28 protein-coding genes, 1 tRNA gene and 1 pseudogene are annotated in these 26,150 nt (G+C 67.5%); 11 read left to right on the top strand and 19 right to left on the bottom strand.

What is annotated here, in order from left to right; translation table 11 throughout:
* Positions 1-81 precede the first annotated feature (81 nt).
* The 4 genes from pstC to AC3ANJ_RS14045 all read left to right on the top strand — a co-directional run bounded on the left by pstC (position 82) and on the right by AC3ANJ_RS14045 (position 4,103).
* On the top strand, positions 82-1,062 hold the full coding sequence (gene pstC, locus AC3ANJ_RS14030; protein WP_488316835.1) for a phosphate ABC transporter permease subunit PstC: 981 nt from the start codon (positions 82-84) through the stop codon (positions 1,060-1,062).
* A gap of 1 nt (position 1,063) precedes the next feature.
* Positions 1,064-2,146, top strand: coding sequence for a phosphate ABC transporter permease PstA (pstA, locus tag AC3ANJ_RS14035; RefSeq protein WP_488316836.1), 1,083 nt, complete (start codon positions 1,064-1,066; stop codon positions 2,144-2,146).
* Positions 2,147-2,168: 22 nt separating this feature from the next.
* On the top strand, positions 2,169-2,948 hold the full coding sequence (gene pstB, locus AC3ANJ_RS14040) for a phosphate ABC transporter ATP-binding protein PstB (protein WP_406249319.1): 780 nt from the start codon (positions 2,169-2,171) through the stop codon (positions 2,946-2,948).
* Positions 2,949-3,158: 210 nt separating this feature from the next.
* Positions 3,159-4,103 (top strand): DUF559 domain-containing protein, encoded by a 945-nt coding sequence (locus tag AC3ANJ_RS14045; protein WP_488316837.1) that lies wholly within the window; start codon positions 3,159-3,161, stop codon positions 4,101-4,103.
* Here the strand turns inward: AC3ANJ_RS14045 and AC3ANJ_RS14050 are convergent.
* The 5 genes from AC3ANJ_RS14050 to AC3ANJ_RS14070 form a co-directional block, all read right to left on the bottom strand.
* The gene (locus AC3ANJ_RS14050) at positions 4,079-4,963 is read right to left on the bottom strand and encodes an aminodeoxychorismate lyase (protein ID WP_488316838.1); all 885 of its coding nucleotides are present in this window, start codon (positions 4,961-4,963) and stop codon (positions 4,079-4,081) included. The genes AC3ANJ_RS14045 and AC3ANJ_RS14050 overlap by 25 nt on opposite strands.
* 165 nt (positions 4,964-5,128) lie before the next feature.
* Positions 5,129-5,755, bottom strand: a complete 627-nt coding sequence (locus AC3ANJ_RS14055; protein ID WP_488316839.1) for a DNA-directed RNA polymerase subunit beta — start codon at positions 5,753-5,755, stop codon at positions 5,129-5,131.
* A 19-nt stretch (positions 5,756-5,774) separates the two neighbouring features.
* On the bottom strand, positions 5,775-6,551 hold the full coding sequence (locus tag AC3ANJ_RS14060) for an anti-sigma factor (RefSeq protein WP_488316840.1): 777 nt from the start codon (positions 6,549-6,551) through the stop codon (positions 5,775-5,777).
* The gene (sigK, locus tag AC3ANJ_RS14065; protein WP_488316841.1) at positions 6,548-7,147 is read right to left on the bottom strand and encodes an ECF RNA polymerase sigma factor SigK; all 600 of its coding nucleotides are present in this window, start codon (positions 7,145-7,147) and stop codon (positions 6,548-6,550) included. Before sigK ends, AC3ANJ_RS14060 begins: the two co-directional genes overlap by 4 nt.
* Before the next feature lie 39 nt (positions 7,148-7,186).
* Positions 7,187-8,899 (bottom strand): cytochrome c biogenesis protein DipZ, encoded by a 1,713-nt coding sequence (locus AC3ANJ_RS14070; RefSeq protein ID WP_488316842.1) that lies wholly within the window; start codon positions 8,897-8,899, stop codon positions 7,187-7,189.
* A gap of 154 nt (positions 8,900-9,053) precedes the next feature.
* Here AC3ANJ_RS14070 and AC3ANJ_RS14075 point away from each other — a divergent pair, with 154 nt between their 5' ends.
* The 5 genes and pseudogenes from AC3ANJ_RS14075 (at position 9,054) to AC3ANJ_RS14095 (ending at position 14,148) form a co-directional block, all read left to right on the top strand.
* On the top strand, positions 9,054-9,719 hold the full coding sequence (locus AC3ANJ_RS14075) for a fasciclin domain-containing protein (RefSeq protein WP_488316843.1): 666 nt from the start codon (positions 9,054-9,056) through the stop codon (positions 9,717-9,719).
* Positions 9,720-10,568: 849 nt separating this feature from the next.
* Entirely contained in the window at positions 10,569-11,345 is a 777-nt protein-coding gene (locus tag AC3ANJ_RS14080) for a hypothetical protein (RefSeq protein WP_488316844.1), read from the top strand.
* A 30-nt stretch (positions 11,346-11,375) separates the two neighbouring features.
* A complete protein-coding gene (locus AC3ANJ_RS14085) occupies positions 11,376-12,830 on the top strand; it encodes an MFS transporter (protein ID WP_488316845.1) in 1,455 nt (484 codons plus the stop codon).
* Between the two features lie 107 nt (positions 12,831-12,937).
* On the top strand, positions 12,938-13,495 hold the full coding sequence (locus AC3ANJ_RS14090) for a dihydrofolate reductase family protein (protein ID WP_488316846.1): 558 nt from the start codon (positions 12,938-12,940) through the stop codon (positions 13,493-13,495).
* A 144-nt stretch (positions 13,496-13,639) separates the two neighbouring features.
* Positions 13,640-14,148: pseudogene (locus tag AC3ANJ_RS14095) on the top strand (DJ-1/PfpI/YhbO family deglycase/protease).
* 15 nt (positions 14,149-14,163) lie between these two features.
* On the opposite strand, the gene AC3ANJ_RS14100 reads toward AC3ANJ_RS14095, so the two are convergent.
* Positions 14,164-14,679 carry a CGNR zinc finger domain-containing protein gene (locus AC3ANJ_RS14100; RefSeq protein ID WP_488316847.1) on the bottom strand — a complete coding sequence of 172 codons (516 nt, stop codon included), beginning with the start codon at positions 14,677-14,679 and terminating at the stop codon, positions 14,164-14,166.
* 25 nt (positions 14,680-14,704) lie between these two features.
* Here AC3ANJ_RS14100 and AC3ANJ_RS14105 point away from each other — a divergent pair, with 25 nt between their 5' ends.
* Positions 14,705-14,917 (top strand): hypothetical protein, encoded by a 213-nt coding sequence (locus tag AC3ANJ_RS14105; protein ID WP_488316848.1) that lies wholly within the window; start codon positions 14,705-14,707, stop codon positions 14,915-14,917.
* A 9-nt stretch (positions 14,918-14,926) separates the two neighbouring features.
* Complete coding sequence (locus AC3ANJ_RS14110; protein WP_488316849.1) at positions 14,927-15,352, top strand: pyridoxamine 5'-phosphate oxidase family protein; 426 nt, start codon at positions 14,927-14,929, stop codon at positions 15,350-15,352.
* Between the two features lie 28 nt (positions 15,353-15,380).
* Here the strand turns inward: AC3ANJ_RS14110 and AC3ANJ_RS14115 are convergent, their stop codons facing one another.
* From AC3ANJ_RS14115 to AC3ANJ_RS14175, 13 genes are all read right to left on the bottom strand, one after another.
* The gene (locus tag AC3ANJ_RS14115; RefSeq protein ID WP_488316850.1) at positions 15,381-16,028 is read right to left on the bottom strand and encodes an IMPACT family protein; all 648 of its coding nucleotides are present in this window, start codon (positions 16,026-16,028) and stop codon (positions 15,381-15,383) included.
* On the bottom strand, positions 16,025-16,555 hold the full coding sequence (locus AC3ANJ_RS14120) for a DUF1697 domain-containing protein (RefSeq protein ID WP_488316851.1): 531 nt from the start codon (positions 16,553-16,555) through the stop codon (positions 16,025-16,027). Before AC3ANJ_RS14120 ends, AC3ANJ_RS14115 begins: the two co-directional genes overlap by 4 nt.
* On the bottom strand, positions 16,552-17,133 hold the full coding sequence (locus AC3ANJ_RS14125) for an isochorismatase family protein (RefSeq protein WP_488316852.1): 582 nt from the start codon (positions 17,131-17,133) through the stop codon (positions 16,552-16,554). Before AC3ANJ_RS14125 ends, AC3ANJ_RS14120 begins: the two co-directional genes overlap by 4 nt.
* Positions 17,134-17,191: 58 nt before the next feature.
* Positions 17,192-18,049, bottom strand: coding sequence for a 3-hydroxyacyl-CoA dehydrogenase (locus tag AC3ANJ_RS14130; RefSeq protein WP_488316853.1), 858 nt, complete (start codon positions 18,047-18,049; stop codon positions 17,192-17,194).
* Entirely contained in the window at positions 18,046-18,684 is a 639-nt protein-coding gene (locus AC3ANJ_RS14135; protein WP_488316854.1) for a TetR/AcrR family transcriptional regulator, read from the bottom strand. Before AC3ANJ_RS14135 ends, AC3ANJ_RS14130 begins: the two co-directional genes overlap by 4 nt.
* 111 nt (positions 18,685-18,795) lie before the next feature.
* Positions 18,796-18,871: transfer RNA gene (locus AC3ANJ_RS14140), tRNA-Thr, on the bottom strand.
* Between the two features lie 60 nt (positions 18,872-18,931).
* On the bottom strand, positions 18,932-20,479 hold the full coding sequence (locus AC3ANJ_RS14145) for an alpha/beta hydrolase (protein ID WP_488319286.1): 1,548 nt from the start codon (positions 20,477-20,479) through the stop codon (positions 18,932-18,934).
* 8 nt (positions 20,480-20,487) lie between these two features.
* On the bottom strand, positions 20,488-21,645 hold the full coding sequence (locus tag AC3ANJ_RS14150) for a DNA polymerase III subunit delta' (RefSeq protein ID WP_488316855.1): 1,158 nt from the start codon (positions 21,643-21,645) through the stop codon (positions 20,488-20,490).
* Between the two features lie 46 nt (positions 21,646-21,691).
* A complete protein-coding gene (gene tmk, locus AC3ANJ_RS14155; protein WP_488316856.1) occupies positions 21,692-22,327 on the bottom strand; it encodes a dTMP kinase in 636 nt (211 codons plus the stop codon).
* Entirely contained in the window at positions 22,324-25,155 is a 2,832-nt protein-coding gene (gene topA, locus AC3ANJ_RS14160; RefSeq protein WP_488316857.1) for a type I DNA topoisomerase, read from the bottom strand. The genes tmk and topA overlap by 4 nt, the downstream gene beginning before the upstream one ends.
* Before the next feature lie 77 nt (positions 25,156-25,232).
* Positions 25,233-25,562 (bottom strand): Rv3654c family TadE-like protein, encoded by a 330-nt coding sequence (locus AC3ANJ_RS14165; RefSeq protein WP_406249297.1) that lies wholly within the window; start codon positions 25,560-25,562, stop codon positions 25,233-25,235.
* Positions 25,562-25,906, bottom strand: a complete 345-nt coding sequence (locus AC3ANJ_RS14170) for a TadE family type IV pilus minor pilin (protein WP_488316858.1) — start codon at positions 25,904-25,906, stop codon at positions 25,562-25,564. The genes AC3ANJ_RS14165 and AC3ANJ_RS14170 overlap by 1 nt, the downstream gene beginning before the upstream one ends.
* On the bottom strand, positions 25,906-26,112 hold the full coding sequence (locus AC3ANJ_RS14175) for a DUF4244 domain-containing protein (protein WP_406249295.1): 207 nt from the start codon (positions 26,110-26,112) through the stop codon (positions 25,906-25,908). Before AC3ANJ_RS14175 ends, AC3ANJ_RS14170 begins: the two co-directional genes overlap by 1 nt.
* Between the last annotated feature and the right edge of the window lie 38 nt (positions 26,113-26,150).

The following is a 26,150-nucleotide window of genomic DNA, read 5'->3' on the forward strand; positions in this document are numbered from 1 at the left end:
GCCCTCGCGTCCTGATCGGACACGAGGGCATCAGCGGGTCCAGAATCCGCTCTTCACCCACCCGCCCGAAACAGGGAGACCATGAGCACGACCGAGCAGGCCCCCGTCGTCACCACGACGGCGACGGAACCCCCCGCACCGATCAAGGCCAAGCAGCGGCTCGGTGACCGCGTCTTCTCCGGCACCGCGCTCGGCGCGGGCATCATCATCCTCATCGTCCTCGCCGCTGTCGCGACGTTCCTCATCATCCAGAGCATCCCGGCATTCGAGGCCGACACCTCGGGCAACCACATCCTCCGCGGCGAGTCGTTCTGGGTCTACGTGTGGCCGCTCGTGTTCGGCACCCTGTGGGCATCCTTCATGGCGCTCGTCATGGCGGCGCCGATCGCCATCGGCATCGCACTGTTCATCTCGCACTACGCGCCGCGTCGCCTCGCATCGGTGCTCGGATACCTCATCGACCTGCTCGCCGCCGTCCCCTCTGTCGTCTTCGGCCTCTGGGGCGGACTCGTACTGGCACCCCTCCTGCAGCCCGTATACGCCTGGCTGAACGCCAACGCGGCCTGGATCCCCATCTTCGGCGGCCAGGTGTCCCCCACCGGCCGCACCATCTTCACCGCGGCCATCGTGCTCGCCGTGATGATCATCCCGATCATGACCGCGATCTGCCGGGAAGTGTTCCTGCAGACTCCCAAGCTCCACGAGGAGGCCGCGCTCGCGTTGGGCTCCACCCGCTGGGAGATGGTCCGCATGGCGGTGCTGCCCTTCGCCCGCGGCGGCATGGTCTCCGCGGCCATGCTGGCGCTCGGGCGAGCCCTCGGCGAGACGATGGCCGTGACGATGGTGCTCTCGCCCTCGGCCGTGGTCAGCTTCCTCGTGCTCACCTCGACGAACCCGACGCCGATCCCCGCGAACATCGCGCTGGCGTTCCCCGAAGCCCACGACACGGGCGTCAACACGCTCATCGCGACCGGACTCATCCTGTTCGTCGTGACCTTCGCCGTCAATGCGCTGGCACGCTGGATCGTCGCCCGCCGTGCCGAATTCTCCGGAGCGAACTGACATGACTGTTATCACCGCCCCCGCGCCTTCGGCCGCTCTCACCTCGGGCAAGCTTCCGAAGTGGGCCCCGTGGGCCCTGCTCGCCGGATGCTTCGCCATCTCGTTCGCGATCTTCGCCGTCGCCTCCATCGGCGTGGACATCGCGGACTTCAACATCGCCGGAGCCGTCTTCGTCGGCATCGTGTTCTACATGGTGCTGATCACGGTGATCTCCTCGATCGCCGAAAGCCGCCGCAAGGCCGTCGACCGCCTCATGACGGCGCTCGTCGCGACGGCGTTCGTCATCGCCCTGCTGCCCCTGATCTCGCTGCTGTGGACCGTGGTCGCCAACGGCCTCGCCCGTTTCGACGCCGAGTTCTTCTCCTCCTCGATGCGCAACGTCGTCGGAGACGGCGGCGGCATCGTGCACGCCATCTGGGGCACGGTGCTGATCACCCTGATGGCCGCGGTCATCTCGATCCCGGTCGGACTGATGACGTCGATCTACCTGGTCGAGTACGGCCGAGGGAAGATCGCGAAGGGCATCACGTTCTTCGTCGACGTGATGACCGGCATCCCGTCGATCGTCGCCGGTCTGTTCATCTACGCGGTGTTCGCGCTGATCCTCGGCCCCGGCATCTCGATGGGCTTCATGGGTGCCCTCGCCCTGGCAGTGCTGATGACCCCGGTCGTCGTGCGAGGCAGCGAGGAGCTGCTGCGCATCGTCCCCAACGAGCTGCGCGAGGCATCGTACGCGCTGGGCGTGCCGAAGTGGCTGACGATCCTCAAGGTGGTGCTGCCGACGTCGATCGCCGGTATCACGACGTCGATCATGCTCTCGATCTCGCGCGTCATCGGCGAGACCGCCCCGTTGCTGCTGACCGCCGGGTTCACGCAGAGCCTGAACACGAATCTGTTCAGCGGTCAGATGATGACCCTGCCGGTTTTCGCCTACAACCAGTACATGAACCAGGGCACGAACCCCGAAGCGGCCCTCGACCGCGCATGGGCGTCCGCGCTCACACTGATCTTGATCGTCATGGTCCTGAACCTGCTCGCGCGTCTGATCGCGAAGTGGTTCGCCCCGAAGACCAACGGCCGCTGAGCCGCAACCCGAAGGAACTGAAGTGTCCAAGAGCATCGAAGTCAATGACCTCAACGTCTACTACGGCGACTTCCTCGCCGTGGAGGGCGTCTCCCTCGACATCCAGCCGCGCAGCGTCACCGCCTTCATCGGCCCGTCCGGCTGCGGCAAGTCCACGTTCCTGCGCACCCTGAACCGCATGCACGAGGTGATCCCCGGTGCGCGCGTCCAGGGCGAGGTGCTGCTGGACGGCAAGGACCTGTACGCACCGGGCGTCGACCCGGTGCTCGTGCGCCGGCAGGTCGGAATGGTGTTCCAGCGTCCGAACCCGTTCCCGACGATGTCGATCAAGGAGAACGTGCTCGCCGGCGTCAAGCTGAACAACAAGCGCATCACCAAGAGCGAGGCCGACGACCTGGTCGAGAAGTCCCTGACCGGCGCGAACCTCTGGAACGAGGTCAAGGACCGTCTGGACCGCCCCGGCTCGGGTCTGTCCGGTGGGCAGCAGCAGCGTCTGTGCATCGCCCGTGCCATCGCCGTCTCGCCCGAGGTGCTGCTGATGGACGAGCCGTGCTCCGCGCTCGACCCGATCTCGACCTACGCGATCGAGGAACTCATCGGCGAGCTGAAGAACGAGTTCACGATCGTGATCGTCACGCACAACATGCAGCAGGCGTCGCGCGTTTCGGACCGGACGGCGTTCTTCAACATCGCCGGCACGGGCAAGCCGGGCAAGCTGATCGAGTACGACGACACCACGTCGATCTTCACGACGCCGACCGTGCAGGCCACCGAGGACTACGTCTCGGGGCGCTTCGGATGATCTGAGCCACGGTTCGATTCTCGTTTTTGGAGAACCCGGATCATCTGGAGTCCGTCTCGCGTGTCACTTCTCGACACGCGGATGGATGCCCGGATGGTCCGGGTTTTTCGTTGGGCTGACTAGCCCTGCACCATTGCGCATTCAACGGAAGTTGTCCACAGAAGCCGTAGGCCGATCCTCTGATCGGTCCCGATGCAGCATGCTCTCGCCATGTCTCTCCCCGCCGCGGCCGTCCTGCGCGCGCTCGGACGCATGGCGCGAACCTCCGAGCTGCGCCGCCGCGGCGTGGCCGAAGCCGATCTGACCAGAGCTGTCCGCGCCGGAGAGATCCTGCGCCCGCGCCAGGGCGTCTACGCTTCGGTGGACACAGCGCCCGCCCTGCTGCATGCGGCAGAACACGGCGGCACGCTCGGATGTTGTGCGGCCGGAGCCCTGCACGGACTCTGGATCCTGCGGGCGCCGGATCAGCACCACATCTGGTTGGGCGCGAAGGGAACCGCCCGCTCCACGTGCAAGACCTGTCGGATCCACTGGGATGCCGGGAGGGTCAGCGTCGGAATTCTCCCGCCTGTCGCGAACGTGCTGCTGCAGATCGCGAACTGCGCGGATGAGGACACGTTCTTCGCCGCCTTGGAATCCGCACTCCGTCACAGCCGGCTCGCACCAGGCGACCTCGCCTGGCTGTGGCGGCATCTTCCTATCCGGATGCGCTGGCTCGTCGGCTTCGCACGGGCCGATGCAGACAGCGGGCTGGAGTCTCTTGTTCGGCTGCGTCTGCACCGAATCGGCATCACCGTACGCACCCAGGTCCTGATCCCCGGTGTCGGCGAAGTCGATTTCGTCATCGGCAGCCGCCTCATCGTCGAGGCCGACGGTCGTGAGAACCACGAAGGCGATGACAAACGCCACAAGGACCTCGTCCGGGATGCGGTGGCTGCGACTCTCGGCTATGAGACGCTTCGGTTCGACTACGACTTGATCCTGCACGACTGGCCGGTCGTGGAAGCGGCTATTCTCGCCGCCTTGACCCGAGGGGAAAACCGGGATGCTCCAACCCCGGCTCAGGGTGTCGCAGGGCGACGCTCCGAGCCGAAACAGAATCATCCCGGTTTTCCGTACGGCGAAAGCGGTCAGTCCCGTGGGGACAGCAGGTAGCGGTTCAGTGCGTCCGTGAACGCGCGATCGACGGGGATCGGACGACCGTCGATCGCCGTGATCGGCGCCGCCAGGCGGACGCTCGACACCAGCCACGCGGCATCCGCCTTCGCCAGATCGGATGCCGGGACCTGCGCGTAGTCGGTTGTGAACCCCTGGGATGCCAGGTGGTCGTACACGCTCAGCTGCGTCGTGCCGTGCAGGATGCCGCCGTTCGGCGCCGGCGTGACGAACCGGTCGCCGACACGCAGGATCAGCGACGCGGTCGGGGCCTCGAGCACGAATCCGTCACTGGAAAGGAAGATCGCATCATCGGCTCCGCGCCTGGCCGCCTCGCGCAGCGCCGCCATGTTCACGGCATACGAGAGCGTCTTCGCTCCCAGCAGCAGCCACGGCGCACGTTCGGCCGCGTCGAGGCCGTAACCCCGGTCCAGCGTCACGACGCGGACGCCTTCCGTGCGCACCCAGGAGAAATCGGATGCCGGGGCGGCCGTCACCCAGGCTGTCGGCGTCGGCCCCTGCTCGACACCACGGCTGAGGATCAGCTTGATGACCGACTCCCCCGGCGGGCACGCTGCGGCGGCCACCTGGACGGCCTGCCGCCACTGCTCGATGTTCGGCGCCGGGAGGTCGCACAGCTGCGCCGAATGCGCGAGGCGATGCAGGTGCGGCACGAGTTCCTGCGGATGCGAGTCGACGACGCCGATCGATTCGAAGACGCCGTCTCCCCGCTGCGTGCTGAGCTCTCCGACGCTGAGCGCCGGGGCCGCGGCATCCACTTCGGTGAACGTATCGGAGTAGTCCGCGCGCTCGTCGGAGGCCGATACCGGGTCGATGATCAGGGCGAAGCGCTGGGCCATGGATCGACTCTACGACCGATGCCGCCGTCGGGAATACCTGCCGCGCCCTCGCGTTACAATGAATTGGCCGGGCCGCATAACCCCGGGCTCCAACTTCTGCCGCTGCGAGCGGCCTTCCGCCGAGAGGCGTTCTTGCGGCCCGGTCTTTTCATGTCCTCGTGCGTGTCAGGTGAGGATGCCTGCACGCCAGGCGTTGGCGCAGGCGGCGAGGTCCTTCGCGTAGGTGCTCAGGCGGAGGGCGCGCGTGGTCAGTTCGCTGGCGCGTTCCGGCTCGGTGGCCTCGTAGTCATCCGCGACATGAGTGGCGCCCGAAGCGTGCACTCTGCAGAACGCCGCGGCTCGTTCGAGAGCGATCGCGAAGTCTCCGCGGAAGGCGCCGCGCAGGATCTCATCGATCAGGACGACGAGTTCCTCCGGAGACGCCGGTGCGGGTGCACCCGCCACGACCGTGTCGGCCGTCGCGAGTTCGACCCTGCCGCGCTCATAGAGCAGCGCCACGGTCTGCGGGTCGTTATGGATGGCGAGCTGCAGGAGATAGAGCCGCCAGAGCGCCCCGGGCAGGGAGACCGCAGGAGCCGCGGACCACAGTTCGGCGATCTCATCGATCCCGTGATCGGCGGTGAAGGCGATCAGGCGCTCGGTGCTCTCGCCGCTCTCGTCCGCACGTGCGCGGGCGATCAGCGCCGACGCGGTGGCGTGCGCGATGCGCGATTTCTCGGCGGCTCCTGCCGACCCGGCGAAGTTGTCGAAGGACGCGGAGGGCCGACGGACGGGGCGGCGGAACTCGGGCATCCCTCCAGGCTACTCGCGCTCAGGCGGTCGGGATCACGATGATCGGATCGGTCGTCGGGGCTCCGGTCGGAGAGCCGCCGGCTGCCTCGATCGTGACCGCGATCGCATCACCCGCCTGCATCTGGCCTTCGAGGAGCGCCGTGCTCGTCTCGCCGTCGACGTCGAAGACTCCGGCCGACACCGGCGCGTCTCCCCGCACGTACCAGAGCTCGTACGTCAGGTCGTCGTCGAGCTGTTCCAACCCATCGGCGACCAGCACCGCTTCGCCGAGGGATTCGGACCAGTGAGCCGTCGCGACTCCCCCCGATTCGAACTCGACCGAGGCCTCCTGCGCATCCGGTGCGCTCTCGATCTGCTCCAGGGCCACCACCGATGCCGGTCGCTGCAGCTGCCCGATGACCACCGCGGCTCCGGCACCGATGCCGACGATGAGGACGAGACAGGCGGCGAGCACGAACATCAACCGGCTCCGGCGGCGTGCGGTCGAGGGGGCCGGTGGATCGTCAACCGATGCTTGGTCTCCCGAAAGTGCCGCTGTCGTCGTCGGCCGCCCCGAGGCAGGCGCGCCCTGCGGTGTCTGCGCGATCCGCGCCAACAGGGCATCGCGAACCGATGCCGGAGGCGTGACTTCGGCGACCGTCGATGCCAGGTGCACGGAGGCCTCGGCATCCGTTTCGGTCAGCTCGCGCCACTCCGGATGCGTATGGAGAGCGTCCGCGTACCGGCGCTCGTCCTCGGCGGACAGAGCGTTCAGCGCGTGTCCGGCCGACAGTTCGGCGAACTCCCGCTCGTTCATGCGATCACCCCCATCTCGCTCCGCAGGCGTGTGAGCCCGTCTCTCATCCGTGTCTTGATCGTCCCCAGCGGCGTCTTGCTCAGGACGGCGATCTCGCTCTGGCTGTAGCCGCCGTAGTAGGCGAGCACGAGAGCCTCGCGCTGCGCTTCGGGGAGCATCCCCAGCGCCGCGACCACCTGCTCCCCCGCCATGCTCAACTCGACCTGCTCTGCGACGCTGTCATGCGCGATCCCCAGATCACGGAACCCCGCCTTCACATCGCGATCGGCACTCGCCTGCGAGGCGCGAACCCGGTCGACTGCACGACGATGGGCGATGGTGAGGATCCATGTCCTTCCCTGCCCCTTGTTCGGAGCGAAGCGCGCAGCGGATTGCCACACCTCCAGGAAGACCTCCTGCAGCACCTCTTCGCTCTGCGAGCGGTTGACGAGGACGCGCAGGATGAGGCCGAAGACGCGCGAGGACAGCATGTCGTAGAGCTCCGCGAACGCCTGCTGATCTCCGTCGGCGACGCGAACGAGGAGGTCGGCGGCGAGATCTCCCGCCGAGCCGTCCTCCGGCACGTCCACGCCGTCGATGACCATCTCCCCAAGCATGCCGCATCCACCTCCTCTCGCTCGCATCCGGCGCACCGCTCACCCGAAGGTGAACGAGTACACCTCGACGCCCGCGGGTACGTCGACCGTGAGGATGCCTCGGTCGTTGGCGTCCTGCTTCACGATCTCGTAGGAGCGCGGCGTGCCATCGACGGTGACGGTGCGTTCGGTGCCGTCGGCATCCCGGACGATGATCTCCCCCGCGCCGGCGAGCACCATGCGGACTTCGGAAGCCTGGTAGTCGAGCCGGATCGTGCCGGTCGGATCCTCTGGCGTCGCGTACTGCGTCTCGATCTTCCAGGCGCCCTCGAGTGCGAAGCTGTCCTCCGGCTGCTCATCGGGGAACTCGAACGTCGACGCTCCGGCTCCGTAGCGATCCTCGCCCCCGTAGTTGACGTCCTTCGACGAACCGAGGAAGGTCTCCCGTGTCGTCGAACCGACCTCCGGAGTGGTGTCATCGATGTCCGTCGGTTCCGGGAGCGCGACACCGGGGTCGGCCTGCTCGAGCAACTCACGGATCAGCTTCTCCGTCGCGGCGTAGTTGCCCTCGCCGAACGAGATGTGGCGCACGACGCCCTCGGCGTCGATCAGATAATGCGCCGGCCAGTACCGGTTGCGATAGTTCGTCCAGGTCGACAGGGTGTTGTCGAGCGCGACGGGGTACTCGATCCCGAAGTCGGCGATGCCGGCGGCGACGTTGCCCGGGTCCTTCTCGAAGGCGTACTCCGGCGAGTGCACGCCGATGACCTGCAACCCGGCATCCTCATAGGCCTGATCCCACGCCACGACGTGCGGGATGGATCGCTGGCAGTTGATGCAGGAGTACGCCCAGAAATCGATGAGCACGACCTGACCGCGCAGGTCCGCGAGGTCCACGGCAATACCGTCCGGGGTGTTCATCCATTCCTGGATGCCCCGGATCGACGGCGCGGTGCCGCAGGACTCCAGCTCCTCGGCGCCGTTCGTGCAGTTGTCCAGTTCGCGGTTCTCATCGGTGACGAGACCGCCGAGGTCGAGGGCATCCGCCTGCTCCTCGGCGAGATCCTGCTGCAGCCCCGCGGTGTAGTCGGGCAGCAGGCGCTGAAGCATCTGCGGCACGTTGAAGATGAGCCCCACGGCGAGCGCGATCATCGCGATGCCGGCGGCGATGCGCAGGCCGCGCTCACGGCTGCGGAAGGCCTTGATCCGTTCGATGAGTCCGCGTCCGGCGAGCGCGAACGCGAGAAGAGGGATCGCCACCCCGATGGCGAAGGAGACGGTCAGCAGCACCGTTCCGATGCCGATCTGCCCGGTGGAGCCGGCGACGATGATCGCCGCGAGCACGGGGCCCGCACATGGCACGAAGACAGCGCCGAGGGCGAGCCCGACGCCGAATCCGCTTCCGCGGTTCTGGACTTCCTTCTTCGGAAGCCACTGAAAGGGCTTCTCGAGCAGCTGCTCGAACTTGGGGATGAGCAGCCCGACGCCGATGAGGATGAGCACGGCGATGCCGACCCACCGGATGATGTCCTGCGGCAGATTGAGCAGCCCGAGGATCAGGGATCCGACGAGCGTCACGAGGCTGAAGCTCAGGACGAGACCGGCGATGACGAAGTACGGTCGGCTGCGCCGCGCAGGGAGGAAGTCTCCCCCGCCCTCGAACCTCGCCGATTGCGCGCCTCCCGTGAGGAAGATGACCGGCAGCACCGGCAGGATGCAGGGTGAGATCCCTGTGATGAGGCCGCCGAGCAGCCCGATGATGATGAGGTCCATTTCCTCGCCTTCCGTCGCGAGTACTTCGGCTCCGACCCCTCGATCGGATTGGCCCGAAAAAATCTTCCGATCCGTCCCATCCGATTCCGCAGAGGCTCCGAAGAAGCTGTGACGCCGCGGGAAGGCCGCGGCACCGATCTCCGGAGGTAGAGAGATGTTCAGCACCAAGAAGAAGATGACCGCAGCACTGTCGCTCGGCTTCGCCAGCGTTCTCGTGCTGGCAGGCTGTTCCATGAGCAGCGATACGGCGGAAGAGCCGTCTGAGCCCAGCGCGCCCGAGACGTCCGAGGAGACGACGGAGACGCCCGAGACGATTGATCCGGCCGCGAACCTCGTCGGCCCCGGCTGCGAGGCGTATGCGGAGGCCGTTCCGGAGGGCGACGGATCGATCCAGGGCATGTCCCAGGACCCCGTGGCGGTGGCCGCCTCCAACAACCCGCTCCTGAAGACGCTCGTCGCCGCGGTGAGCGGTCAGCTCAACCCGGACGTGAACCTCGTCGACACGCTCAACGGCGACGAGTTCACCGTCTTCGCACCGGTGGACAATGCCTTCGCCGCGATCGACCCCGCGACCATCGAGGGCCTCAAGACGGATTCGGCCACGCTGTCGTCGATCCTGACGTACCACGTGGTTCCCGGCCAGATCGAGCCTGCCGACATCGCCGGTGCGCACACGACTGTGCAGGGTGCCGACCTCGAGGTCACCGGCGAAGGCGACATGTGGATGGTCAACGACGCCAACATCGTCTGCGGCGGCGTCCAGACCGCGAACGCGACCGTGTACCTGATCGACTCGGTGCTCATGCCCCCGGCGCAGTGAGCCGGGGCCGCGCCGTCCTCGGGGGAGGAAACGGCGTGGCATCAGTCGCATGGGGATGCGCTGAGAACCAAAGGGCCGTCGGCGAGCAGTGTCGCCGACGGCCCTCAGCCGCCCCCTAGAATGGAACAACGGGCCTCTAGCTCAGTTGGCAGAGCATCGGACTTCAACACAATAGGAGCGCCTCGAGGGAAACCTCGGGGATGACACCACTCAAAGTCGGGGAACCCTTCCTGGGAGACCAGATGGCAATCCCGAGCCAAGCCGGACGCGAGTCCGGAAGGTGTAGAGACTGGACGGGTGGCACCTACAGCGAAAGCCATGGTGAAGGGACAGTCCAGACCACGAACATCCGTGAGGATGGCGGCGAAAGTCGAAGTGGCAGGTTAATCCGCGGGTCGTGGGTTCGAGCCCCACGGGGCCCACCGTATTCCGGCGCGTAGACACGATGTCTGCGGCCGGCGCTATCTTCTTCGAAACACCGGTTCCCGGAGAAGTCATGGCGGAGACAGGTTCGACCGACCCACGCGCCGCGCGTAAACGATGCGGCACCTGCGGTGTCGAGAAGGCGCTCTCGGACTTCAACCGCAAATCCGCGCGGACCGACGGACTTCAGGAAGTCTGTCGGGACTGAAATCGGGAGTCGTCGCGGCGCTACTATCGCCGCAATCGGGAGCACCATATCGCGGTCATCCGTGCGCGTACCGACGCTCAAAAGGCCAAAGCGATCGCCTTCATCGCCGCCTATCTGTCCGTTCATCCCTGCGTTGCTTGCGGCGTTCAGCTCCACTGATCCGGAATACCCCCCGGGGGTATACGGTTACTCCTCGAAGACCCCATCGAGGAGGAATCATGGAAATCACGGGAACGTCGATCTCTCAGGACGACTATCTGCTCGCAGACGTCTCCGCACCGCAGAAGGCGGGCGAAGCAGGACCGCTGACCTTCACGGTCCGCACGGCGGACGGAAGCGCCGCCGCCGCGTTCACGGAACGCCACGGGAAAGCACTCCACCTGATCGTGGTGCGGACCGACGGCTCGGAGTACCGGCACCTGCACCCGGACCTCAACACCACCACAGGCATGTGGACGGCATCGATCACCTGGGACGCCGCCGGCACCTACCGGATCTTCGCCGATACGAGCCCAGAGGATGCCGCACCGATCACGCTCAGCCACACGATCGATGTCGCAGGCGATTTCCACCCCGCCATCGACGGCGATGAACGCCGGCACGCCGTCGTCGACCGTTTCGACGTGCATCTGGACGGTGCGCTGCGCGCCGACGAAGCCGGACTCCTGACCGTCGCGATCACAGAGGACGGGCGGCCGGTGCAGCGCCTGGAGCCCTACCTCGGAGCATTCGGCCATCTCGTCGCGCTGCGTCGCGGGGATCTCGCCTATCTGCATGTGCACGCCCTCGGTGACGACCCCGCACCCGGCGCCGTCTCCGGCCCGGAGATCGCCTTCCACGCCGTCGCGCCCACGGCGGGACGCTACTTCCTCTATCTCGACTTCCAGGTCGACGGGACGGTGCGCACAGCATCCTTCGTGCTCGATGTTGCGGCTGGGGATGCCGAGGCGACCGTTCCCGATGCTCGCGCCGCCCACCTCGCGCATGCCCACTGACGCACACCACTCACGAAACCGGACAGGAACATGACAACCACAACCACAACCCCCGTCCCCAGCCGCCGCCGATGGTGGGCGCTCGGCCTCATCGCCGCCGCACAGTTCATGGTGATCATGGACACGTCGATCATCGGCGTCGCACTCCCCCGCATGCAGGAGGATCTCGGGTTCACCCCGAGCAACCTCTCCTGGGTGTTCAACGCCTACGTCATCGCCTTCGGCGGCCTGCTGCTGCTCGGTGGCCGCCTGTCGGACCTCTTCGGTGCGCGCCGCCTGTTCGTCACGGGCTGGGTGATCCTCCTGGTGGGATCCGTCGTCGCCGGGGCCGCCGGCAACGTGATGATAGAGCTCAGCGGGCGCGTGATCCAGGGGGCCGGAGCCGCACTGATCGCCCCATCGGCGCTCACGCTGCTGATGATGCTGTTCGGCGCGACGCCCAAGGAACTCACCAAGGCGCTGGCGCTCTACGGCGCGGCGGCACCGGCCGGAGGCACCGCTGGGGTGTTCCTCGGCGGACTCATCACCGAGTACGCATCGTGGCCGTGGGTGTTCTACGTCAACATCCCGGTGGCGATCGTCGCGATCTTCTCGGCCCGTTCGCTCCTTCCCGGTGGCTCGGGCGGAGCGCGCGGAAGCATCGACATCCTCGGCGCTCTGACCGCCACCCTCGGACTCGGAGCGCTGGTGTACGGCATCGTCCGAGCACCGGAGGCCGGCTGGGGCTCGCTCGAGACGCTCATCGCGGTCGGCGGTGGCGTCCTGCTGATCGTGCTGTTCCTGGTCATCCAGGCCCGGTCGGGCAATCCGCTGATGCCGCTGTCGATCTTCCGTGCACCACGACTGGGGGCGGCGAACGTCGCCCAGTTCTTCCTCGGCGGCGCCTGGATCCCGATGTGGTTCTTCCTGAATCTGTACCTGCAGCAGGTGCTCGGCTACAGCGCGTTCCCCAGTGGCGCCGCTCTGCTGCCGATGACGGCTCTGGTCATGCTCGCGATGATCGTCCTCGCACCGCGGGTGATCGCACGATTCGGAATGAAGATGCCGATCGTGGCCGGCCTCCTGCTGCTGGCAGCAGGGCTGGGCTGGTTGTCGATGGTGCGACCCGACGGAACCTACCTCGTCGACGTGCTGCCGGCATCGCTTGTCGCTGCGCTCGGGATGTCGCTCGCCTTCATTCCTTCGCTCGGCACCGCGATCTCGGCGGCTCGGCCAGAGCAAGGCGGACTGGCGTCCGGCATCGTGAACACGAGCTACCAGGTCGGATCGGCCCTGGGGCTGGCCGCGATGACGGCCGTGGCCGCCTCGTTCGGCGCGGACCGGATCGGAGATCTGCCGGCTCTCACCGAGGGATACTCCGCGGCCTTCCTGGGGTCGGCCGCGGTCGCTCTCGTCGGCGGGATGCTGACGCTGGCGTTCTTCCGTCGCTCTGGGAGTGCGGATGTCTCGGCATCCGATCGGGATGAAGAACCCGCGATGAGCTGACCGACGACTCTTCGACGGCAGGCGGTGGTTCGTGCGGACCGCCGCCTGCCGTCCGCCGTATACGAACCACACCCCCGCCGGGCGGACCACGGGCCTAAGCTCCCGTCATGGGACTTCTGACGTTCAGCATCAATGTCACCCTGGACGGGTGCGTCGATCACGAAGAGGGAATCGCCGACGACGAGACCCATGCGTATTTCACGCGCCTCATGGACGAGGCCGGTGCGATGCTCTGGGGCCGCGTCACCTACGAACTCATGGAGGGCGCCTGGCCGGCGATCGCGCGCGGCGACGAAGAGGCGCCTCCGGCGCTGCGCGAGTGGGCTGTCAAGCTGGACGCCAAGCCGAAGTACGTGGTGTCGTCCACGCGAACGGACTTCCCGTGGGCGAACAGTCATCGCATCACCGGCGATCTGCGCAACGGTGTGCAGCAGCTCAAGGACGACACTCCGGCCGGGGTGCTCCTGGGCAGCGGTGCACTCGCGACCGAGCTGGACCGAATGGATCTGATCGACGAGTACAGGTTCCTCATCCACCCGAGAATCGCCGGCCACGGCCCGACGCTGTATCAGCACGGCCTGCCCAGCACACGACGCCTCGAATTGGTCTCGGCGAGCCCGCTCCACGACGGCGTGGTCGCCATGCACTACCGCCGGTCTCGCTGACTCGCTATCGCTCTCTTCCGCGGGGCGCGATCCCCTACCCCGATCGCGTCTCCCTGAGCGAGTGTTGGGACGCCCACGAACGGACATCCGACTCCCCGGAACGGATCCTGCGATGACCCACCTCACAGACGCCTCCGTCGCGTTCTGGCGACCGACGGATTCGAGGACAGCGAACGGACGAGCCCGTGGCAGGCGGTGACCGGCGCCGGCGCGGCCGCGACCATGATCTCCCCGAAGCGCGATGACATCACCGGGAAGAACGGGCACGTGCAGACCGTCGACATCCCGGTCGCGGATGCCGCGGCTGATGCCTTCGATGCGCTCGTGCTCCCCGGCGGGGTCGTGAACGCCGATCACCTCCGCATGGACCAGGACTCGATCACCTTCGCCCGGGCGTTCTTCGAACAGCACAAGCCCGTCGGCGTCATCTGCCACGGCGCGTGGATCCTGATCGAGGCGGGGACGGCCGAACGATCACCAGCTACCCGAGTCTCGCGACCGACCTGCGAAACGCAGGTGCGGCCTGGGTCGACCAGGAGGTCATCGTCGATCAGGGCCTCGTGTCCAGCCGCACCCCTGACGATCTGCCGGCGTTCAACGCGAAGGTGATCGAGGGGATCGGCGAGGGCGTGCACCGCGGGCAGCACGCCTGAGCCCGCCCATCTGATTCATGCCCGCGCCCTGTGCCGCCGCACGGCGGCTCGGTTCGCGCAGCGCACGGAGCAGAAGCGCTGACGACCGTTGCGCGTGATGTCGACCACGACGTTCGTGCACGGTTCGGCCGCGCATCGCCCGAGCCGGCTCATACCCCTGGTCGCCAGGTGCAGAGATGTGCCCACGCTGATGACTGCCCGAAGGACGAACGGCAAGGAGTCGTTCTCGTCGCGGTAGTGCAGATGCCAGCCTTCGCCGTCGTGATCGGTCAGACGCGGGTACGCCGCGGCCTGCGCCATCTGCGCGTTCAGCAGCAGCGCGCGCTGCTCCGGCGCCGAAGCATCCACGATCTCGAGCCAGTCGTCGATGACGCCGCGCACGGCGGCATGATCGTCCGCCCCCGGAGGGAAGACCATCGTCATGCCCATCTCGCGTGTGCGCGCCTCGATTCCGGCGCGAGTCGTCGGCCAGTCGTTCGCGAGAGACGCCGCGAGAAGCACCGCGTATTCGCCGTAAGGGTTGAGATGCATAAGACCATTACATCACGATGGTTCCATGACCTCATTGCACACTCGTCCGATCCCTCGCCCGGACGTCCGCCGCGTCCACGAGCACGGCTGGATCGTCGAATCCCGTCACGCAACGAGCGATGGGTTCGTCGTGTACGTCCGCTGCGGCGATTGCGGCGCCCGGCGAGTCGATCTGCAGCGCGACTCGACGAGTCCTCCCTCGGCCATGAGCGACGTCGTGGAAGACGCGATGTTCTAGCGTGGAGGCATGACGCCCGATCCCCACGACCCGGCCTCGATCGCCCGGTTCGTCGCTGCCGCCGGCTGCGGCGTCGTCGCCACCGTCTCGTCCGACGGTTCGCCGGAAGCGGCGCTGGTGGGAATGGCCGCGCTGGAGGACGGCACGCTGATCTTCAACACACCGGATGCCGCGCGCAAGGTCGAGAACCTACGCGCGAACCGCCGCGTCGCGGTCGTCATCGGCACCCCCGGGGATGTGAGCGTGCAGGTCGAGGGTGATGCGTCCATCGTCGAGGACGAGGAGCGTCAGCACTACGGCCGCGCCTATGACCACCGCTTCCCTGGTTCGCGCGCGCTCGCGGACGGATTCCTCGTGGTCGTCGTCCGGCCCTCCTGGGTGCGCGTCTACGACGCGGAGCAGCACCCCGCCGTCGTCCGCGAAGCGGCGTGGTGAGGCAGCGACGTGAAGACGTGCGGAAGACTCAGCGAGGCACGTCGATCACGCGGGACGCACCTGTGACGACCGGGCGCCACGCACCGGATGACCACGCGGCGACGTCCGCCTCGAGCTTCGGAAGCTCGGCCTCGGGTGCCCACACCTCGAAAACCGTGTCCACCGCATAGTCCGTCGCACCAAGGACCGCAGCGTGCGCGCCGACCCAGTCCCGCAACAGGTTGTCGCAGCGACCGGCCTCGGCGTGAGGAACGTGCGTCGATGTCTGCACCAGCATCCGCCGGTCGACCAGCGCCGCACGATCCAGCGCTTCCGAGACGGCCGACGAGTACGCCCGGACAAGCCCACCGGCCCCGAGCTTCACCCCGCCGAAATAGCGGGTCACGACGGCGACGAGATCGGTCAGCTCGCGGCGCCGCAGGACCTCGAGCATCGGGATGCCTGCCGTGCCGGACGGCTCGCCGTCGTCCGATGATCGCGCGCGGTCCCCCAGCGTCCCGGTCACCTGGGCGGAGCAGTTGTGCCGCGCGTCCCAGAACTGCTTCTTGACCCTGGCGATGAGGGCATCCGCCTCGTCGGGCGATGCCACCGGCGACACGTGCGCGATGAAGCGGGACTTCTTGATCACCAGCTCGTGCTCGACTGGAGCGCCGATCGTCGCCGGATACGCCGTCATGCCGTGAGCTCGGCGAGCGTGCGGACGGTGCGCAGATTGCGGGCGGTGCCTGCCACACCGAGCGCACGGTCGAACGCCGCCTTGGTGAGCTTGGTTCCTTGCACACCGGACGCGTAGTCGATCCAGAGGTCGTGTCCGATCAGCGCGAGCCGCTCGCCGGGAACCAGCCGCTCCTCCAGCGCCTGTACCGCGCCCGCAGTCGGCGCCCCGGCCAGGAACATCGCATGCACGTACTTGTCAAGCCCGTCCGCGAACGGCTGCGCATCGAGAGAGGCGACCAGCTCGTCATGCGTGCGCGCGACCACCGACGTGCCCACACCGAATTCCGCCGCGATCGTGTTCTGAACCAGGATGCAGGATCCCGCGGCATCCGCCGGTGAGTCGCAGATGATGTTCCCGCTCGCGATGTACGTGCTGACGCCGGTCAGGTCCGTCTCCTCCGCCAGCACCTCGCGCAACCGCGCCATGGGCACGCGGTTGTGACCCGAGACGTTCACCGCACGCAGGAGCAGGACACTGCGCGTCACGGGCGCTCGTCTTCGATCAGCTCGGCGCCCGCGTGGGCGAGCTCGGCGAGGGCCGCCGCGCTGGAATCCTCGCCAACCCCCGCGACGAGCCCGGTGAGGATGCGCACGTGCACGCCGTGCGCGATCGCATCCAGGGCGGATGCCCGCACGCAGTGGTCCGTCGCGATGCCGACGACGTCGGCCGTCAGCACGCCGTTCGCGGTGAGGATCCCTGCGACCGTCTCGCCGTCATCCGCCACCCCCTCGAACATCGAGTACGCGGGCTTTCCCTGCCCTTTGCGCACGTGGTGCGTCACGGCATCCGTCGCGAGCAGCGGGTCGTACTCGGCACCGAACGTTCCAGCAACGCAGTGCACCGGCCAGGTGTCGACGTAGTCCGGCTCGGCGGCGAAGTGTCCGCCGTTGTCGCCATCCGGATCATGCCAGTCGCGCGAGGCGATGATGACGGCGTACTCATCGGCATGGTCCACGAGCAGAGCCGAGACGGCGGCGGCCACTGCATCACCGCCTTCGACGGCGAGTGCGCCGCCCTCCGTGAAGTCGTTCTGCACGTCGACGATGAGAAGAGCCCTGGTCATACCTCGAGGGTACGCCGACGGCCCCGGACCCGCACGGGTGCCGGGGCCGTCGCGGAGATCACTCGTAGGTGTGGAAGCCCTCGCCCGTCGCGATGCCGAGCTTGCCCTTGTCGATGTAGTTCTCCTTGAGCCAGGCGGCGATCTGCTGATGGTGCTCATCGCCGTTCACCATGATGTTGTACGGCGTCGTCAGCCCGATGATGTCCAGCAGCTGGAACGGCCCCTTCGGGGAACCGGTGGCGATCCGCCAGACGTTGTCGATGTCGGCCGGCTCCGCGTATCCGCCGAACGCAAGCTCCTGCGCGGCGTCGAGGAACGGCACGAGCAGCGAGTTGAGCAGCCAGCCCGGCTTCTCCTTGCGGATCGGGATGGGAACCATGCCGATCTCGGCGGCGAACGCGAGCAGCGTGTCGAACACGGCGGGGTCCGTGTCGGTCGTGGCCATGACCTCGCCGGTGTTGAACTTCCACACCTGGTTCGCGAAGTGCAGACCGATGAACTTCGCCGGACGACCCGTGAAGTCCTTGAGATCGCTCAGCGCCAGGGTCGACGAGTTCGACGCGAAGATCGTCTTCTCCGGCGCCACTGCTGCCAGCTTCTCGTAGGTCTGCTGTTTGATCGCGAGCACCTCCGGAACCGCCTCGATGACGAGGTCGGCGTCCTTCACGGCGTCCGCGAGGTCGGCCGAGTAGCGGATGCGCTCGAGCGCCTGCTCGCCCTTGCCCTCGTCGGCGCCCTCGACGCCGTCGGCGCGATAGGCGTCGGTCAGTCCCTCGAAGCGCTCCTTCGCCTTGGCCAGAGCCTCGTCGCTGATGTCGTACGCGGTCACCTGGAATCCGCTGTAAGCGGTCTGGAACGCGATCTGCGATCCCAGCACACCCGTACCCAGCACGGTGACATTCGTGATGTCGGTCATTGCTGTTCCTTCCCTTGCGTTCCCGCGCGGGTTTCGGCGCGGAAGCCTGTGATGATCTGCTCGATCTGTCGCCGCAACTGCGCGGCGTCCGCCGCGGTGTGCGGCTGGAATGCGAGGCGCGCGATGGCCAGGTGCACGACCGCGAAAATCGCGCGCGCGGCTGCGTGCGCGCCGTCGTCCTCTGCGGGTGCCGCCGATTCCCGGTCCGCGCGCAGCAGCGCCGCGAGCTTCGCTTCGAACTCGGCGACGAGCGCGAGCCCCTCCGCACGGAAGCTCTCGGTCGCGCCGCCGAACATCAACTCGCGCTGATACGCGGTGCTGTTCTCGGGATGCTGCTGGGCCCAGTCGATGACAGGCGCGACGAACGCCGAGGCAGCGGTGAACGCGTCGGCCTCGCGCTCCGCGCGGGCCGCACCCTCGTCGATGACCGCCCGGTAGCGCTCGTTGTAGACCATGAGGAGGAGTTCCCCCTTGGTCGATGCGTAGCGGAAGAGCGTGCCGGCGGCCACATCGGCCCGATCGGAGATCTGCTGGGTCGTGACAGCCGCGAATCCGCGGTCTTCGAAGAGATCGGATGCTGCGGCGACGATACGAGACTGCTTCTCCTGCATGTTGCGGTCGCGGCGGCCGGCCATCTCATCACCTCACTCGTGGAGTTTCCTCATTAATGAGTATACTCCGCAATGGAGGTGCCGGCACCACGAAGAGGACCCCGTTCTCCCTGGTGGGAGAACGGGGTCCTGCTCTGGAGCCGCCTGTCAGAATCGAACTGACGACCTTCTCATTACGAGTGAGATGCTCTGCCGACTGAGCTAAGGCGGCGTGCGCTGCGAACAGCGGCACGATCAACGATATTACCCTGTCGATGGGCCTACCGCGAAATCACTCGCAGCGCAGACCGTCCTCCGGGACAGTGTCGTCGAGCAGGAACGCCTCCACCGCATCGTCGACGCAGCTGTTGCCCTTGTTGTAACCGGTGTGGCCCTCGCCGACTCGAGTGATGAGGACGCCCTCTTCGAGCTGCTCCGCCAGCGCCTCGGACCATGCGTACGGCGTCGCAGGGTCGTTCGTCGTCCCGACGACCAGGATGGGACCGGCGCCTTCCGCGTGGATCTCCTCACGGGCGCCGGTCGGCGGGTACGGCCAGACCGAGCAGGAATCCGGGCCGGACCAGTACGGCGCGACCGTCGGTGCCTTCTCGGCGAGCAGCTTCTCGGCTGCAGCCTCGGCATCCGGATCGTTCTCCACCGGGTAATCCATGCAGTTGTAGGCGCGGAACGCCTCGCTGGAGTTGTCGATGTAGGCGCCTTCCTCGCGGCCGTTGTAGAAGTCGGCGAGCACGAACATCGTGTAGGGGTCGCCCTGCAGAGCCTCGGTGAGCCCCTGCGTGAGGTACGTCCAGCTGTCCTGGGAATACAGCGCCGCGATGACGCCGGTCATCATCGAATCCGCGCCCATCTCGCGGCCGTCGCCGTTCGGGAGCGGGCTGCGATCGGCGGATGCCAGCAGCGCGCCGAGGTCGGCCATCGCGTCGTCGACGGATCCGTTGAACGGGCACTCCGCCGAATCGAGGCAGGACTGCATGTAGGCACGCAGCGCGGACTCGAATCCGATGCCCTGCGTGGTGCTCACCTCGAGGCCAGGCGTGGACGGATCGATCGCACCGTCGAGCACCAGCCGGCCGGCCTTGTCCGGGTACAGCTCGGCGTAGGTCGCGCCGAGGAAGGTGCCGTACGAGTACCCGAGATAGTTCAGCTGCTTGTCGCCGAGCACGGCGCGCAGCAGATCCATGTCGCGGGCCGAGTTGATGGTGGTGATGTGCGGCAGGATGCCACCGCTGTTGGCATCGCAGGCGTCGGCGAAGGCCTGGTGCGCACCGAGCAGTTCGTTCTCCCACTCCTCGGTGCCGCGAGGGGCGGAGGGGATGTCGTACAGGTACTTGTCCATGTTCGCCGCGTCGAAGCACGCCACGGCGGTCGAATCGCCGACCCCGCGCGGATCGAATCCGATCACGTCGTAGTTCTCGATCAGGTCGGCGCCGACCGCGTAGTCCAGGCTGTCGCGGATGAGGTCGACGCCGCTCGCGCCGGGTCCGCCCGGGTTCGTCAGCAGCGAGCCGAGCGCGGTGCCGGTCGCCTGGTTGCGCACGACGGACAGCTCGATGGTCTCGCCGGAGCCCGGATTCTCCCAGTCCAGCGGCGCCGTGACGTACGTGCAGTCGAAGCCGCCCCCGCACTGCGCCCAGGTCAGCTCCTGCCCGTAGAACGGCAGGAGGTCCGCGGCGACTCCTTCGGTGTCGGGTGCCTTCGTCGTGGACGGCCGCGGCGCGGCTTCCTCGGGGATGGCTGCGTACAGGCATCCGGACAGGACGAGGGATGCCGCGGCGAGCGCAGCCGTCGCAGCCGCGATGCGGCGCAGGCGAGAAGTCATTCGAGTGGTCACGGTTTCCTCCCGCTCGCGATGGTCACGAGCAAGCTCTCCAAGGCCAGGAGCGCCGCGACGTTGCGCTCCAGCGATTCCCTGGTCTCGGTCAGGTGGTCCAGCACGACCAGCGTACGGGCCACCGACCAGTCGGCGGCGAGCGCACTCAGTTCGGGCGCGAGTTCTCGGTTGATCAGATCGTCGCCGCGACCGTACTGCAGCATGACCACGTCGCGGTACAACGACTGCAGATCCGTGAGCACGCGGTCGATCCCGTCGCGCAGGCTGCGGGTCGCGCGCTTGCGCTGCTCGTCCTCGAGGGCGGAGACCTGCGCGCGCAGGGCTTGCGGTACCGCCTGCCCCTCGGCGACGCCGACCGTGCGCAGCAGTGAAGCGCGCTCGGCTTCGTCGCGCTCAGCCGTCAGCGCCTTGGCGTCCTCGGTGGCGACCTGGATGATGGTGCCGGCGACGTCGACGGCGTCTCGCACACCCCGCACCCCCAGCACCGACCGCAGCGTGTCGTCGCGACGACGGCGCGCCGCGTCATCCGTGGCGAGCCGCTGCGCCATGCCGATGTGCCGCTGCGCGTGCCTGGCGGCCTGCTCGGCGGTGACCTCGTCGACACCGGTGCGCAGCGTGATGAGCCGGGCCACGTCGGCCACGTCCGGTTCGCGCAGCCGCAGCGACCGGACGCGCGAGCGGATCGTCGGCAGCAGGTCGGCCTCGCTCGGGGCGCAGAGCACCCAGACGGTGCGCTCTGGCGGCTCCTCCAATGCCTTCAGCAGCACGTTCGAGGTGCGTTCGACCATGCGATCGGCGTCCTCGACGACGATCACGCGGTAGCGGCCGGTCGACGGAGCGAAGTACGAACGCTCAACGAGCGAGCGCGCTTCGGCGATCGTGATGATGACCTTGTCGGTGCGCAGGGCCGTGACATCGGGATGCGTTCCGGCGAGCACCTGCCGCATGGTGTGTTCATCGTCCGCCCCGCTCGAGATGAGCGCGGCGGCGAACGCATAAGCGAGCGTCGAACGCCCGGAACCGGGTGGCCCGGTGATGAGCCAGGCGTGCGACATCGACGCCGGATCGGATGCCGCGGTCCGCAGCGTCTCGACCGCGTCCTCCTGCCCCCAGACGTCGGCCCACGGGAACGGGGCGACGGGGGCGGTGGTCATTGCTCCAGCCTAACGGCCGCCGCCGACCTCGCAGCGGCGCAGACTGTCAGGGATCGGTGACGAGCGATGCGACGCGGGTGCGGACGGCATCCGCGATCTCGGACGGGGATGCCGCGGCATCCAGCACGATGAAGCGAGCCGACTCGGCGTCCGCGAGCGCCAGGAAGGCCTCGCGCACGCGCACGTGGAACTCGAGCTTCTCGGCCTCGAGCCGGTCGAAGGGCTTGTCTGCGGCGTCGAGGCGCGTCCGTGCGACCTGCGGGTCGAGGTCCAGCAGCACCGTCAGATCGGGAAGCGCGCCCTCGGTCGCCCAGAGCGACAGCTTGCGGATCTCGTCGGCATCCAGCACGCGGCCGGCGCCCTGGTAAGCGACGGAGGAGTCCAGGTAGCGATCCTGGATGACGACGTCGCCGCGCTCGAGGGCAGGGCGCACCACCGTGGCGACGTGGTGTGCGCGGTCGGCCGCGTACAGCAGCGCTTCGGCACGGGGTGCGATGTCGCCTCGATGATGCAGCACGATGTCGCGGATCAGCTGGCCGACCTCGCTGCCGCCTGGCTCTCGGGTGCGCAGCACCGTGCGACCCGCTTCGGACAGCCAGGTCTCGAGCAGGTTCGCCTGCGTCGTCTTGCCTGCACCGTCACCGCCCTCGAGCGTGATCCACAGGCCGCGCCGATCGGTCACGACTTCTTCGCGGCAGCGTTCGCGGCGCGCGTCGCCGCGGCCTTCTTCGCTGCGGCAGACCGGGCTGCGGCCTTCTCGGCATCCGTCTTCGTCGAAGCCGTTGCGGACTTCTTGGCCGCGGGCTTCTTGGCTGGCGCCTTCTTGGCTGGCGCCTTCTTCGCAGGAGCCTTCTTGGCGGCACCGCGCTTCACGGGACCCTTGGCGCGCTTGTCGGCGAGCATCTGGACGGCGATCTCGAAGGTGATGTCCTGCACCTGCTGGCCGCGTGGGATCGTGACGTTCGTCTCCCCATCGGTCACGTAGGCACCGAAGCGGCCGTCGCGGATGCGGATGGGCTTGCCGCTGACCGGGTCCGCTTCGAACTCGGCGAGCGCGCTCGATGCGCGGCGGGAGCCGGCACCGTACTTCGGCTGCGAGTAGATCTCGAGGGCCTGCTCGAGCGTGACGTCGAAGATCTGCGATTCGCTCTCCAGCGACCGCGAATCGGTGCCCTTCTTCAGGTAGGGCCCGAACCGGCCGTTCTGCGCGGTGATCTCCTCACCCGACTCGGGATCGGCGCCGACGACGCGCGGCAGGCTCAGCAGCTGCAGCGCGGTGTCGAGATCGATGGTCTCGACGGACATCGAGCGGAACAGGGACGCCGTGCGCGGCTTGGGAGCCGTGTCCTTCTTGGCGCCGCGCTTCGGCTTCGGCTTCTCGGCGACTTCGCCGGTGGCCTCATCGACGGCATCCGGATCGACCGGGTCGTTCTCCTGCACGTACGGACCGAATCGGCCGTCCTTGACGACGACGATCTTGCCGTTGTCGGGGTTCTCCCCCAGTACACGGTCCCCCGCGACCGGCGCGTCGATGAGCTCCTGCGCCTTGCCGGCGGTGAGTTCGTCCGGCGCGAGGTCCTCAGGAACGTTCACGATCCGCGGCTTGGCGTCCGGGTCGTCCGGGTCAGCGACCTCGAGGTACGGCCCGTACTTGCCGAAGCGGAGCGTCGCGGTGTCGGTGATGCGCGTCGAGTTCAGCGCTCGCGCGTCGATCTCGCCGAGGTTGTCGACGACCTGGCGCAGACCCACCTGCTGCTCGGAGCCGAAGTAGAACTCCTTCAACCATTCGACGCGGTTCTGCTCACCGCGCGCGATGGCATCCAGGTCGTCTTCGAGCGCTGCCGTGAAGTCGTAGTCGATGAGATCGGCGAAGTGCTCCTCGAGAAGCTTCACCACGCTGAAGGCGAGCCATGTCGGCACCAGCGCCTGTCCGCGCTTGGTCGCGTAGCCGCGGTCGATCACTGTACCGATGATGCTCGCGAACGTCGAGGGTCGGCCGATGCCGTGCTCCTCGAGCGCCTTGACCAGCGACGCCTCCGTGTAGCGGGGCTTCGGTGTGGTGCGGTGGCCCTTGGCCTCGGCATCCGCCATCCCCAACTCGTCGCCGACGGCGACGACGGGAAGCGACTGGTTCTCCGCGGCGTCCTGCGAGTTGCGCTTCTCGTCGCGACCCTCTTCGTACGCCTCGAGGAAGCCCTTGAAGGTGTAGACCGTGCCGGATGCGGTGAACTCGGCCAGTTGCCCGTCCGCCTGAACGGCGATCGTGACCGTGGTGGTCTCGTACTTCGCATCGGCCATCTGACTGGCGACGGTGCGCTTCCAGATCAGGTCGTAGACGCGCAGCTCTTCGCGATCCAGCTCTGCGGAAACCGACGCCGGCGTGCGGAAAGTCTCGCCCGAGGGGCGGATCGCCTCGTGCGCCTCCTGCGCGTTCTTGCTCTTCGACTTGTAGACGCGCGGCTTCAGCGGCACAGCGCTGTCGCCGTAGAGCGAGACCGCCTGACTCCGCGCCGCCTGCACCGCCTGGGTGCTCAGCGCCGTGGAGTCGGTGCGCATATAAGTGATGAAACCCTTCTCGTACAGGCGCTGGGCGACGCTCATCGCCTGCTTCGCGCTCATCGAGAGCTTCCGACCCGCCTCCTGCTGGAGGGTCGACGTGGTGAAGGGTGCGTAGGGGCTGCGCGTGCCCGGCTTGGCCTCGACCTTGGTGACGGTACCCGTACCGGCGGCGTCCACAGCGTGAGCGAGCGCCTGCGCCTTCTTCTCGTCGAGGATGATGACGGCCTTCTTGAGCTTGCCGGTGTCATCGAAGTCGGTGCCGCGAGCGAGCTGACCGCCATCGACGCGCACCAGACGCACCTTGAAGGCCGAGGCGGATGACGCGAGCGCCTCCACATCCCAGTAGTCAGCCGAGACGAACGCCATGCGCTCGCGCTCGCGGTCGACGATCATGCGGGTCGCCGCGGACTGCACACGACCGGCGGACAGGCCGGACTTCACCTTGTACCAGAGCACGGGCGAGACGTCCCAGCCGTACAGCCGGTCGAGGATGCGGCGCGTCTCCTGGGCATCGACGAGCGCGAGATCGAGCTCGCGGGTGTTGCCGATCGCCGCCTGGATCGCGTCCTTGGTGATCTCGTGGAACACCATGCGCTTGACGGGGACCTTCGGCTTGAGGGTCTCCAGCAGGTGCCAGGCGATCGCCTCGCCTTCGCGGTCCTCATCAGTGGCGAGCAGGAGTTCGTCTGCGGACTTCAGCGCACGCTTGAGCTCGGCGACGGTCTTCGACTTGCGGTCAGAGACGACGTAGTAGGGGTCGAACCCGTTCTCGATGTCGATCGAGTACTTCCCGTACGCCTGCTTGTCGGCGGCGGGGATGTCCTTCTTGTCCGCGAGATCGCGGATGTGCCCGACGGAGCTGAGTACTTCGTACCCATCGCCGAGGTAGCCCTGGATCGACCGCATCTTCGTCGGCGACTCGACGATGACGAGCTTCTTGCCTTCAGCCAAGGGTGCGTCCTTTCTTCGAAGCACACCATACACACCGCTGTTCGGATGTGTTCACAGCGGCTGTGTGGAATCGACCGTCAGAATCCCTCGGGTGGCCCGGCGCGGGCTCGGGAGACGGCTGCGAGTCCAGCGTACTTCGCCTGGACGGTCACCGTCGCCACGAGTCCCGCCAGATCGCACTGCGTGAGTTCGGTTCCGGATGCCGAAGCCACCCGCGCCGCCAGCGCACAGGGCCCCTCCGGTGCAGGCACCGCCCCCGATGCCGCATCAGCGGCGGCGAGCGCTGCGGCATCGGCTGCTCCGGCGGCGCGCTGCGCCGTCACTGCCGCGCCGCCGACGGCCGCGAGACCGAACGTGAGCGTCGCCGCAACCGCGAGGACGCCCGCCGCGATGCTCGTCCCGGCCATCACAGACCTCCGGCCAGGGCGCAACTGGAGGCCTGCACCGGGATCGAGATGAAACTCCCCACCTGCACATCGGCGTGCGCGGTGACGCAGGCGAGATCCTCTCGCATGCCTGTGCTGACGCTGGCACCCTCTACGGCCCGTGTGACCGCGGCGGTCGCGACCGCCGCGGATTCACCACGACCGAGCAGGCGGGCGGCGTCGGCCGCGGCATCCTGGAGGCTCACCTGCCTGGCGGCTGCCCCCAGCGCCGAGACGCCGATGAGCAGCACCACCAGGACGGCGGGCACCGCGACCGCCAGTTCGGCGGCGACGGAGCCCTCGTCCCGCGGCCGACGCCCGCTCATCACGACACCGTCAGCGCCCGGCGCACGAGATCGGTCAGGATGCCGCGCACTTCATCCGACCGCATGATGACGACCAGCAGGCCGGCGAAGGCGACCGCCGCCATCGTCGTGATCGCGTACTCGGCTGTCGCCGCACCGGATTCGTCGGCGAACAGTCGTGCTGCTCTGGCGCGGGTGAGCGCCGGGAGCGATGCTTTTCGATTCATGGTGTTCCTCTTCTCTTCCTTCTTCTCTGTATGGATCG

The organism is Microbacterium sp. STRO-1N, assembly GCF_057748015.1.